At 63.8% G+C, this 11,469-nt stretch carries 10 protein-coding genes, 1 other RNA gene and 1 pseudogene; 5 read left to right on the top strand and 7 right to left on the bottom strand.

Annotation, left to right across the window (positions count from 1 at the left end; all coding sequences use genetic code 11):
• The 4 genes from yejB to Q0L57_RS29515 form a co-directional block, all read right to left on the bottom strand.
• Positions 1-946: microcin C ABC transporter permease YejB (gene yejB / locus Q0L57_RS29530; protein WP_296746617.1), on the bottom strand; the 946-nt coding region annotated here is incomplete at its 3' end.
• A 30-nt stretch (positions 947-976) separates the two neighbouring features.
• Positions 977-2,857 carry an extracellular solute-binding protein gene (locus tag Q0L57_RS29525; protein WP_296746616.1) on the bottom strand — a complete coding sequence of 627 codons (1,881 nt, stop codon included), beginning with the start codon at positions 2,855-2,857 and terminating at the stop codon, positions 977-979.
• A complete protein-coding gene (locus Q0L57_RS29520) occupies positions 2,857-4,737 on the bottom strand; it encodes an extracellular solute-binding protein (protein WP_296746615.1) in 1,881 nt (626 codons plus the stop codon). Before Q0L57_RS29520 ends, Q0L57_RS29525 begins: the two co-directional genes overlap by 1 nt.
• Before the next feature lie 158 nt (positions 4,738-4,895).
• On the bottom strand, positions 4,896-5,591 hold the full coding sequence (locus tag Q0L57_RS29515; protein WP_296746614.1) for a cytochrome c family protein: 696 nt from the start codon (positions 5,589-5,591) through the stop codon (positions 4,896-4,898).
• 193 nt (positions 5,592-5,784) lie between these two features.
• Between Q0L57_RS29515 and Q0L57_RS29510 the strand changes: the two genes are divergently transcribed.
• Positions 5,785-6,513: a 3-deoxy-manno-octulosonate cytidylyltransferase gene (locus Q0L57_RS29510; RefSeq protein WP_296746613.1), complete on the top strand. Its 729-nt coding sequence runs from the start codon at positions 5,785-5,787 to the stop codon at positions 6,511-6,513.
• Between the two features lie 9 nt (positions 6,514-6,522).
• Positions 6,523-7,386, top strand: coding sequence for a prephenate dehydratase (locus tag Q0L57_RS29505; RefSeq protein ID WP_296746612.1), 864 nt, complete (start codon positions 6,523-6,525; stop codon positions 7,384-7,386).
• A 4-nt stretch (positions 7,387-7,390) separates the two neighbouring features.
• On the opposite strand, the gene Q0L57_RS29500 is transcribed toward Q0L57_RS29505, so the two are convergent.
• The 3 genes from Q0L57_RS29500 to Q0L57_RS29490 are packed head-to-tail and all read right to left on the bottom strand — an operon-like array spanning position 7,391 to position 9,124.
• Complete coding sequence (locus Q0L57_RS29500; protein WP_296746611.1) at positions 7,391-7,693, bottom strand: Dabb family protein; 303 nt, start codon at positions 7,691-7,693, stop codon at positions 7,391-7,393.
• The gene (gene nudC / locus Q0L57_RS29495) at positions 7,690-8,652 is read right to left on the bottom strand and encodes an NAD(+) diphosphatase (RefSeq protein ID WP_296746610.1); all 963 of its coding nucleotides are present in this window, start codon (positions 8,650-8,652) and stop codon (positions 7,690-7,692) included. The genes Q0L57_RS29500 and nudC overlap by 4 nt, the downstream gene beginning before the upstream one ends.
• Before the next feature lie 52 nt (positions 8,653-8,704).
• Complete coding sequence (locus Q0L57_RS29490) at positions 8,705-9,124, bottom strand: HIT family protein (protein ID WP_296746609.1); 420 nt, start codon at positions 9,122-9,124, stop codon at positions 8,705-8,707.
• A 190-nt stretch (positions 9,125-9,314) separates the two neighbouring features.
• On the opposite strand from Q0L57_RS29490, the gene ffs reads away from it, so the two are divergent.
• The 3 genes and pseudogenes from ffs to Q0L57_RS29475 all read left to right on the top strand — a co-directional run.
• An RNA gene (gene ffs / locus Q0L57_RS29485) (signal recognition particle sRNA small type) lies at positions 9,315-9,411 on the top strand.
• A 105-nt stretch (positions 9,412-9,516) separates the two neighbouring features.
• Positions 9,517-11,334 (top strand): DNA polymerase III subunit gamma/tau, encoded by a 1,818-nt coding sequence (locus Q0L57_RS29480; protein WP_296746608.1) that lies wholly within the window; start codon positions 9,517-9,519, stop codon positions 11,332-11,334.
• Between the two features lie 74 nt (positions 11,335-11,408).
• Positions 11,409-11,469, top strand: a pseudogene (locus Q0L57_RS29475) (YbaB/EbfC family nucleoid-associated protein); the annotation flags it as partial.

Genomic DNA, 11,469 nt, shown 5'->3' with positions numbered 1-11,469 from the left:
GGCCGAGGCCGTCGAGCGAGAAGATGTTCTCGATCAGCAGCGAGCCGGTGAAGAAAGCCGAGATGAAGGCGCCGGGGAAGCCGGCGATGACGATGAGCATGGCGTTGCGGAAGACGTGGCCGTAGAGCACCCTTCGCTCCGACAGGCCCTTGGCGCGCGCCGTCACCACATACTGCTTGCGGATTTCCTCGAGGAAGGAGTTCTTGGTCAAAAGCGTCGTGGTGGCGAAGGCCGACAGAACCAGAGCCGTCAGCGGCAGCGTCATGTGCCAGAAATAGTCGAGGATCTTATGCGGCCACGACAGCTGCGACCAATTGTCGGAAACGATGCCGCGCAACGGGAACAGGTCCCAGAACGAGCCGCCGGCAAACAGCACCATCAAAAGGATCGCGAACAGGAATCCCGGTATGGCGTAGCCAACGATGACCACGCCGCTGGTCCAGATGTCGAATGTGGAACCGTCCTTGACCGCCTTTCGGATGCCGAGCGGGATCGAGATCAGGTAGGAGAGCAGGGTGATCCACAAGCCCAGCGAGATCGACACCGGCATCTTTTCCAGGATGAGGTTCAGCACCGAGATGTCGCGGAAATAGCTGTCGCCGAAGTCGAAGCGGGAATAGTTCCACAGCATCATGCCGAAGCGTTCGAGCGGCGGCTTGTCGAAGCCGAACTGTTTTTCGAGCTTCTTGATGAACTCCGGGTCGAGCCCCTGCGCGCCTCGGTATTTCGAGCTGACGTCGCCGGCGACGTCGAAATTGGTGGCGTTGGCGCCGGCATCGCCACCACCGCCGCCGAGGCGATCCGTGCCGCCCTGGTTGGTGAGCCTGGCGATGACCTGCTCGACCGGGCCGCCGGGCGCGAACTGGATGACGGCGAAGGAGATCGCCATGATGCCGAACAGGGTCGGGATCATCAGGAGGATCCGACGCAGGATATAGACGCCCATCAGGCCGCCAATCCCGCGGGAACGGTAACGTCAGGCTTTGCCAATCTTTGTCGCCTTGCCCTTGTCGACCCACCACAGCGCTTCGACCGGAAAGCCGAAATCGGGTTTCTGCTCGGGAAAACCGAACATGTCCCAATAGGCGCTTCGGTGATTCGCCAGGAACCAACTTGGAATCCAATCGCGCCGGGCGCGCAAGGCCCGATCGAGCGCGCGCATCGCCACCGTCAGGCTTTCGCGGTCTTTTGCGGCGCCCACGGCATCGATCAGCGCGTCTATGGCAGGGCTCGCTATGCCTGGCAGGTTGCGCGAACCCGAGATCGCCGCCGCGCGTGAATGGAACATGATTTCAAGGTCGTCGCGCGTTGGGGTGGCGCTGAAGCGGAAGGCACTTGAGATCAGGTCGAAATCGAATGTCGACTGCCTGAGCTGGTACTGGGCCGAATCGACCAGGCGGATGGAGGCATCGATGCCTACCGCCTTCATGTTGGCGACCCAGGGCGAATAGACCTGCACGAAAACGTCGTCATCGACGAGGAATTCGGCCGAGAGCCGCCCGCCTTTGTCGTTGATGACGAAGTCGCCGGACCTTTTCCAGCCCGCCCCGGCCAGAAGCTTGGCGGCGCTGCCGAGCTGCTTGCGGTCGCGACCAGAACCGTCGGATGCGGGCTGCGTCACCGCCTCGCCGAAGGTCTCCGGCGGAAGCTGGTCGCGCAACGGCTCCAGCAGAGCCAGTTCCTGCGGCGAGGGCAGGCCTTCGGCGCGGAAATCCGATTTCTCGAAGCAGGACTGCGAGCGCTCGTAGGAGCCGTAGAAGAAGTTGCGTCGTGTCCATTCGAAGTCGAAGCACAGCGCGATCGCCTGCCGCACGCGCGGGTCACGGAACTGCTCGCGTCGCTGGTTGACGGCTGTGGCCTGCATGGAGGGCACGGTTTCGGCCGGGAACTCATGTTTGACCACCTTGCCGGCGGTTGCGGCCGGGAAATCGTAGCCGGTCGCCCAGACACGCGAGGTGAACTCCTCGCGATAGAGTATCTCGCCCTTCTTGAACGCTTCGAACCCAGCCGTGCGATCCTGGTAGAACTCGATGCGGATGCGCTGGAAGTTATTCTGCCCGCGATTGACTGGCAGATCGTTGCCCCAATAGTCGGCCACCCGCTCGTACTCGATGAACGTTCCCGCGGACCAGCGCCCGACCTTGTATGCGCCGCAGCCGAGCGGCGGGTTGAGCTGCGAGGAATCGAACGGATTGGCGGTATAGAAGGCCTTCGACAGGATCGGGAACTGGACGACGTTGAGGATGGTTCGGGACGCCTGCTTGCCGGAGAATTTGAGCTGCAGCGTGCGAGCGTCCACGGCAACCGCGTCGTCGAGATGCGTCAGCGACAGCGAATAGTCCGGATGCCCTTTGTCCTTCAGCAGCTTGAAGGTGAAGGCGGCGTCCTCGGCCGTAAGCGGCGTGCCGTCATGGAAGCGCCCCTGCGGGCGCAGTGAGAATGTGAAACTGTTGCGATCGTCCGAGATCGTCACGGTCTCGGCGATCTGCCCGTAGACGGCGTCAGGCTCGTCGAGCGCCCGCACCATCAAGGCATCGAAGCACATTTCCATGCGCTGCGGTGCATCGCCCTTCGGCACGAACGCATTCAGCGTGTTGAAGGTCAGCGGGCTCTGGTTGGCGCCCCAGTTGGGCGGCGCGAAGTTGAAGGTGCCGCCTTGCGGGGCGTCGAGATTGACATAGTCGAAATGCTGGAAGTCGGGCTTGTATTTGAGATCGCCGAACGCCGACAGGCCATGCAGCTTCGCGCCGGTCGGCGTTTCGGCGAAGGCCCGGCCCGGCAACAGCGCCGCTGCGGTGGCCGCCGCGGCGCCGAGCGCCAGGAAGTCGCGACGGGGAAGCACTGTCTGCCGCCCCATCAATTGACACCCTTGTATTTCGCGGCCAGCGCCTTTTCCTTCACGGGGTCGATCCACCAGGAATCGATGTCGGCGCCCCGATAGCTAGGCTGCTTCTCGGGAATGCCGAACTTGTTCCAGTAAGCCAGCCAGACGACCGCGCGGTAGTATTGCGGAACGACGTAATAGTTCCACAAAAGCACCCGGTCGAGCGCATGGGTGGCGGCCACCAGGTCGTCGCGGTCCGTCGCAAAGATGATGCGGTCGACCAGCGCGTCGACAACCGGGTTCTTGATGCCGGAGTGATTGCGCGATCCGGGCGTATCGGCCGCCTTCGAGCTCCAGAAATCGCGCTGCTCGTTGCCCGGCGATTCCGATTGCTGGAGCAGGCTGATTATGACGTCGTAATCGAAGTTGTTGACGCGGTTGATGTACTGGCTTTGGTCGATGATCCGCAAATTCGCATCGACACCGATCTTGCGCAGATTGGCGATCCAGGGGCTGGAGATCACCTGATCGGTGTCGTTCCAACCGAGGATCTCGAACTTGAACGGCTCGCCGGTCTTGGCGTTCACCATCTTGCCGCCCTTGATCACCCAGCCTGCCTGGGCGAACAGGTCCACCGCCTGCTTCAGATACTTCCGTTCCGCCTGCGGTGAGTCATAGACTGGCAGCTTGAATTCCTGGGTGAAGAGCTCGGGAGGCAGTTTGTCGCGATACTTATCGAGGATTTCCAGTTCCTTGCCTTGTGGCAGCCCGCTCGACGCCAGTTCAGTGCCCTGGAAATAGCTCTGGGTGCGCGTGTTCGAATTGTAGAACAGCGTGCGGTTCATGGTCTCGAAATCGAACGGAAGCGTGAGGGCCTCGCGCACAAGTCGATCCTGGAACAACGGCCGCCTTTGGTTGAGCATGAAGCCCTGCATGGGTTCCGGCGAAGTGGTCTTGAACACTTGCTTGACCACGTCGCCCGCGTTCACGGCTGGGAAATTGTAGGCCGTGTTCCAGCGCCTTGAGCTGTTTTCCGGCTTGACGTCGTCGAACCCGCCTTTGGTGAATGCCTGCCAGGCGGCGTTGTCGTCGAGGATGTAGGTGAAACGTTGGGTATCGAAGTTCTCGCGGCCGATCTTCACGGGCAGCTTGGCGCCCCAATAGTCGGGCACGCGTTGCCAGACGATTTCCGAGCCCGGCTTGAAGCTGGCGATCTTGTAGGCGGCCGAACCGAGCGGCGGCTCCAGCGTCGATTTGGTGATGTCCCGCTTCTTGCCACTGGCGTCGGCGCCTTCCCACCAGTGCTTCGGTAGCACGACGAGATCGCCGAGGATCTTGGGCAGCTCGCGGTTGCCCTTCTGGTTGAAATGGAACTCGACCTCGCGGTCCGAGATGGCCACCGCTTCGGTCACATTCTCGAAATAGCGGCTGTACATCGGGCTGTTGGCCTTCAGCACCTGGAACGACCAGATCACGTCGTCGACGGTGATCGGCTGGCCGTCATGCCATTTGGCGCGTGGATCGAGACGGTAGGTCGCGGACGAATAATCGGCCGGATATTTAAAGGCATCGGCGATCAGCGGGTGGCTGACGCTGCCCTCGTCGGTCGCCTGGTCCATCAGCGTGTCGTAGAGCAGCCCGCCGCCGAACTGGGCGAAGCCGGCGGCCGGCGATCCCTGCACGATATACGGGTTGAAGCTGTCGAAGGTGCCGACGACGACGTTGTTGTAGGTGCCTCCCTTGGGCGCATCCGGATTGACGTAATCGTAGCGCTGGAAGTTGTCGCCATATTTGGACGGGCCGATCAGCGAGGAGGTGGTGCGCCACTCATCGGCGAAACTGGCCTGCAGGCTCACAGCGAACGCCAAGACAAGCATCGATGCGAAAACTGTGCGGAAGCGGCCAGCCGTCATGCTTTCTCCTCGTCGCGACCTGTCATCGTCGGCAATCTAGATCATTTGACGCCGGTGAAAACCGCCAAGGGCGGGCTTTGTCGCCACACATGCCGTTTTCCTAACAGAAAAGCCGGGACGAACCCGGCTTTTCCAAGGAAGTCTCTATGACAAATTGTTTATTGGGCGGGCGCCGGAGTGGCGGGCTTCGCCGGAGCGGTCCCGTCGGCCGGTTTCGCGGCCGGCGCGGCGCCTGCCGCGGGCTTAGCGGCTTCGGCCGGCTTGGAAGCATCGGCGGGCTTGGCCGAAGCATCGGCGGCGGCGCCCGGCGTCGGCAGCGGCTTCGGATTGTCCGACAGCGTGCGCAGATAGGCGATCACGTTGGCGCGGTCTTCTTCCTTCGGCAGGCCGGCGAAGCCCATCGCCGTGCCCTTCACGAACTTCTTCGGCGAGGTGATGAAGTGGTTGATGTTCTCGTAGGTCCAGTGCTCCTGGCCGCCCTTGGAGAAATCCTTCATGCCGGCCGAATAGGCAAAGCCCTCATGCTCGGCGACAGGACGGTCGACGATATCCCACAGGTCCGGGCCGACCTTGTTCGGGCCGCCCTTTTCACCGGAATGGCAGGCCTGGCACTTCTTGAAGATGGCGGCGCCGGCATCGGCGCTGGCGCCGGCGAGAAGATCGGCGATCGGCTTTTCGGCCGCCGCCGGCGCGGCGGCGCCGCCTTCGGTCGGCTCCTGGGCCTCGATGGCGAAGCCCGGCTTTTCGGGCGCGGGCGAGGCAAACAGCCCGTCCGAGACGAGGCCCACCGAAAAGACGATGAAGCAGGTCCCGAGGAATCCGCCGAGCAGCTTGTTGACTTCGTTGGAATCCATACGCCCCTTGCTCCCTTTTCCGGCGGACCGTCCCGTCCACTCCGTCCGTCGGTATCGCAAACGGCCCGCGAGGGCCAGTCAAATCGGGCGGAAACTAGGTCTTTTGCTCCGACCTTGCAACACCTATAAGGGCGCTTCCAGTGAGACGTTTTGCCACTTTTCCATCCGCGTTCCCGGCCATCCCGAAAGCCCGATGTCGACATTGATCCTGATCCCCGCCCGCATGGCCTCGACGCGCCTGCCGGGCAAGCCGTTGGCCGACATCGCCGGCGCGCCGATGATCGTCCATGTCGCCCGCCGCGGCGCCGAGGCAGGGCTCGGCCGGGTGGTGGTGGCGACCGACACCGAGGCCGTGGCGCAAGCGGTGCGGGCGCATGGCTTCGAGGCCGTCATGACGCGTCCCGACCACGAATCGGGCTCGGACCGGATATTCGAGGCGCTGACCCTTCTCGATCCCGGGAAGAAGGTCGAGACCATCGTCAATGTGCAGGGCGACCTGCCGACCATCGACCCCGACATCATCGGCGCGTCGCTGCGGCCGTTTGCCGACGCGTCCGTGGACATAGCCACGCTCGGCGTCGAGATCGTCCGCGAGGAGGAAAAGACCAACTCGAACGTGGTCAAGATCGTCGGCTCGCCGCTATCCGCCACGAGGCTCCGGGCCTTGTATTTCACCCGCGCGACCGCGCCATGGGGCGAGGGGCCGCTCTATCATCATGTCGGCCTCTACGCCTACCGGCGGGCGGCGCTCGAACGCTTCGTCGCGCTGAAGCCGTCGCCGCTTGAGCGTCGCGAGCGGCTGGAGCAGCTGCGGGCGCTCGAAGCCGGCATGCGCATCGACGCCGAGATCGTCCGCTCGCTGCCGCTCGGCGTGGACACGCCGGCCGATCTCGAACGCGCCAGACAGATCCTTTCGAACTGAGACATCCAGATGCCTGACAAGACCAACAGAATATCCTTCCAGGGCGAGCCCGGCGCCAACTCCGACACCGCCTGCCGCAACATGTTTCCGTCGATGGAGCCGTTGCCCTGCCCGACCTTCGAGGACGCCTTCAACGCGGTCGAGACCGGCAAGGCCGCGCTCGCCATGATCCCGATCGAGAACACGATTGCGGGCCGTGTCGCCGACATCCACCACCTTCTGCCGGAATCGCACCTGCACATCGTCGGCGAATATTTCCTGCCGATCCATTTCCAGTTGATGGTGCTGCCTGGCGTGAAGCGCGAGGAGATCAAGACCGTCCACAGCCACATCCACGCGCTTGGCCAGTGCCGCAAATACATCCGCAAGAATGGCTGGAAGCCGGTGATCGCCGGCGACACGGCGGGTTCGGCCAAGATGGTTTCGGAGGTCAAGGACCGCACGATGGCATCGCTGGCGCCCGCGCTGGCGGCCGAACTCTATGGCCTCGACATCATCGAGCGGAACGTCGAGGACACCGACTCGAACGTCACCCGATTCGTCGTGCTGACCAAGAACAAGCAATGGGCCGAACGCCCGTCGCCGGAAGCCAAGATGATGACCACCTTCATCTTCCGCGTCCGCAACGTGCCGGCCGCCCTTTACAAGGCGATGGGCGGCTTCGCCACCAATGGCGTCAACATGACCAAGCTGGAAAGCTACCAGCTCGGCGCCTTCACCGCGACGCTCTTCTACGCCGACATCGAAGGCCATCCCGACGATCCGCTGGTCAAGCTGGCGCTGGACGAATTGCGTTTCTTCTCGCGCGAGATGCGCATCCTGGGCGTCTACCCGGCAAGCGCGTCGCGCGAGCAGTGGAAAGTCGCGGACTAGGGTCTCAACCGAAGCCGAGCGGCACGTAGTCCATCTCCATGAACGACTCCACTTCCGGCACCCAGCGGTCACGCACGAAGGCGACGTGGTCGGGGTGCTCATTGTAGCGCGTGTAGGCGGCCTGGTCGGCGAACTCCATCGAGAAGCCGAACTGGTAGTCGTTCTTCGGGCTGACCTGCCGCAGCTGCTCGAAATGCGTGACCCCCTTGATCCCGGCTAGGATCTGCTTCGCGTCGTGGAGAAATCGCTTGGTTTCCAGCGACTGCAGGGGATGCTTCAGCGTGAACACGACGGTATGGCGGATCATCTGTCTGCTCCCTGCTCTTGCTCGCTATCGACCCAGGCGCGGATCAGGTGGTGGGCGATCGCTCCTCTCGGAGGCGTGATCAACCCGCCGGCATGCTGCCGGTCCAGCATCGAGCGCACTTCGTCGCGTTCGAACCAGCGGCAGTCCTCCAGCTCGTTGAGGTCGGCCTGGATGTCTTCGTTCAGCGGCTCGCCGAAACAGCCGATCATCAGCGAATAGGGGAACGGCCAGGGCTGGCTGGCGTGGTAGACGACGCGGCCAAGCCGGATGCCGGCCTCCTCCAGCGTTTCGCGGCGCACCGCCGCCTCGATCGTCTCGCCGGGCTCTATGAAGCCGGCAAGCGCCGAATACATCCCCGGCGCGAAATGCCGGCCGCGTCCGAGCAGGCATTTGTCGCGCGTCACCGTCAGCATGATGGCGACGGGATCGGTGCGCGGGAAATGGTCGGTGCCGCAGGCCGGGCAATGCCGCCTGTAGCCGCCGGCCCGCATTTCGGACGGGTTGCCGCATTTGCTGCAGAAAGCGTGGCTGGCGTGCCAGGCGAGCAATGCTGCCCCTTGGGCCATCGCGCCGGCCGCTTCCTCGTCGATAAGTCCCTGCATGTAGACGGAGCGGTAGTCTATAGCCTTGACCGTCTCGGGCAGTTTTTCCGGCTCGACGCCAGCCGGGACGGCCAGCACAGGGCCGCTGTTGGAAAAGCCAAGCAGCACGCCGCGGTCGAGGGGAGCCTCGAAGGCGGAGCTCTCCGCGGCTTTGAACCACGGATCGAACCCACCGTCGGCGAGCTTCAGATAGAGCCGGCCGCCATGCATCAGCATCAGCCGCGCTTTCGGGTCGGCCAATGCTTTCTCAACCACATCGTCGGCGCGATTCTCGGACTGGCGGTCGATCCGGTTGCCGGCGAACCCAACGAACTGGCTCGGCTCGCGCAAGGGCGCGTCAAAGAGGCGGAAGCTCATGGGGACTCGAGGGGTTAGGGGACTCTGGATGCGCGGGCGGACACCGTTCGGTTTATAGCGCCGCCTTCATCGTTTGGGCAAACCGGCGGATATCGGGGCGCTGATAGGGTTCGCGCATGCCATGTCCCCAGACCGGTCCCGGCCAGCCTGGGTCGCCTTCCGAGCGGGCAACGACGTGGATATGCAGCTGGCGCACGATGTTGCCGAGCGCGCCTGTATTGATCTTGGTGCACCCGGTCACCTTCTTCAGCGCCTGTGCCACCATGTTGGTCTCGAAGGTCAGCATCGCCTGGTCGAGCGGCGTCATCTCGTGCAGCTCCTCCACGCCGGGACGCTGCGGCACCAGGACCAGCCACGGCCAGCGGCGATCGTTCATCAACCTGAGTTCGCAAAGGCCGAGCCACATGAGCTGCTCACTGTCCGCCTCCAGTCGGGCGTCCAGCGTGAAACCGGCCTTGAGGCCAGGCAACATGGCGTTTCCTTTACTTTTGTTGTTTTGTCCAAACCGGGGAACGCTAGAGCGGCGGCAAGGTGGCTGCAAGCGAATCATTGGCTGGTATTGTGGATTTGAAGGCCCTCCCACCTGTTGGGCCAGCGCCGCCGGCAATCGTCTTTCACCTCAACCCTTGCATTTCGCCGCTGAATTGCCGATATGGGACGCGGGAGGTTGGTGGTGGACGATCCACTCGCCAACCGGGTCAGGTCCGGAAGGAAGCAGCCCTAACGAGCCCGGAACGGGTCATTGTTCCAGCCTCCCGCCTCTTCGCCTTTCTCCCGCGACATTGACGGCGCCGAGCCGTGCGGGCGAGACTATGCGCAGGAATCGACCGCCTTCCGTCGCGGTCCTTGGAGCTTTGACGGCGAATGAGCGAGGCCGGAAAATCGGGGCCGGAAAGCCCGGAAAAAGGCAAGGCCGGCGCCTATCGCGTGCTGGCGCGCAAATATCGCCCTTCGAATTTCTCCGAGCTGATCGGCCAGGAGCCGATGGTCCGCACCCTGACCAACGCCTTCTCCACTGGCCGCATCGCCCAGGCCTGGATGCTGACAGGCGTGCGCGGTGTCGGCAAGACGACTACCGCGCGCATCCTGGCGCGAGCCCTCAACTACAAGACCGCGACCGTCGACCAGCCCTCCGTCGATCTTTCCATTCCCGGCGAGCACTGCCAGGCGATCATGGAAGGCCGCCATGTCGACGTCATCGAGATGGACGCCGCCTCCCACACCGGCATCGACGATATCAGGGATATCATCGACCGCGTGCGCTACGCGCCGGTATCGGCCCGCTACAAGGTCTACATCATCGACGAAGTGCACATGCTCTCCACCCAGGCCTTCAACGGCCTGCTGAAGACGCTCGAAGAGCCGCCGCCGCACGTCAAATTCATTTTCGCCACCACCGAGATCCGCAAGGTGCCGATCACGGTCCTGTCGCGCTGCCAGCGCTTCGATCTGCGCCGCATCGATGCCGGCGCGCTGGTCGCGCATCTGTCTTCGATCGCCGCCAAGGAAGGCATTGCCGTCGACGACGATGCGCTGGCCATGATCGCGCGTGCCGCCGAAGGCTCGGCGCGCGATTCGCTGTCGATCCTCGACCAGGCCATCGCCCATGGCAGCGGCACGGTCAGCGCCGAAGCCGTGCGCGCCATGCTGGGGCTCGCCGACCGCGCCCGCATCATCGACCTGTTCGAACATGTCATGAAGGGCGACGTCGCGGCGGCGCTCGCCGAGTTCCGCGCGCAGTATGACACCGGCGCCGATCCGGCCGCCGTGCTCACCGATCTTGCCGAGTTCAATCATCTCGTCACCCGGCTGCGTTTCGTGCCGGCCGCGGCAGACGATGCCTCGCTTTCCGAGGACGAGCGCCGGCGCGGCGCCGCATTTGCCAGCACGCTTTCGGTCAAGGTGCTTTCGCGAAGCTGGCAGATGCTGCTCAAGGGCATTCCGGAGGTGCAATCTTCCAACCGCCCGGTCAGCGCCGGCGAGATGGTGCTGATCCGGCTGGCGCATGCCGCCGACCTGCCGACGCTGGACGAGGCCCTGAAATCATTGGAAGGCGCGAGCCCAATGCCCAATGGCGCGCCGCGTGGCAACGGGCCGCCGGCGAACCCCGGCAATGGCGGCGGCGTGACGGCTGTGGCCCAGGCGCGCATGCCGTCCTCCAACGGCGGGGCGCAGACCATGCGCCTTGTCGAGACGCAGCCAGCGCCCATGGCCTTCGTTCCGGCGCCCGAGCCTGTCGTCGAAAAGCCGGCCGCTCCGGTCAAGTCGCTGGCCGACATCTCCGCGCTTGCCGATGCCAATCGCGACATCGCCTTCAAGGTGCTGCTGAAACGCTGCGTGCGGCTGGTGCGCATCGAGCCGGGCCGGCTCGACGTCACCCTTACCAGCGACGCGCCGAAGATGCTGCTCAATGACCTGACCTCCAAGCTGCGCGCCTGGACGGGCCGCAACTGGCTGGTGTCGCTGTCGAAGGAAGAGGGCGGCCAGACATTGGCCGAGATGGAGACGACGAAGCGCGAAAATGCCTTCTCCGACGCCAGGAGCGACCCGACGGTCGCGGCCATCCTTGCCCGTTTCCCCGGCGCCAAGATCATTGACGTGCGCATTCCGGACGTGCCGGAAGTGGATGATGCCGAGGCCGACCTGCCGGTCGAGCCCGGTGCTGACGACGAAGAAATCTAGGGCAGGATCCTGAGGCGGCAGCGGCCAGGATATTGCTCGCTCCATGATGGAAACAGACAAAGAGGACGTTTGGAATGAAGGATCTTCTCGGCCTGATGGGCAAGGCGAAGGAAATGCAGGCCAAGTTCCAGGCCA

The sequence above is a fragment of the Mesorhizobium sp. genome, assembly GCF_024509055.1.
GTDB lineage: Bacteria > Pseudomonadota > Alphaproteobacteria > Rhizobiales > Rhizobiaceae > Mesorhizobium.
Note: the sequence above shows the minus strand (reverse complement) of the source record. Positions and strands in the feature narration are given on the sequence as shown.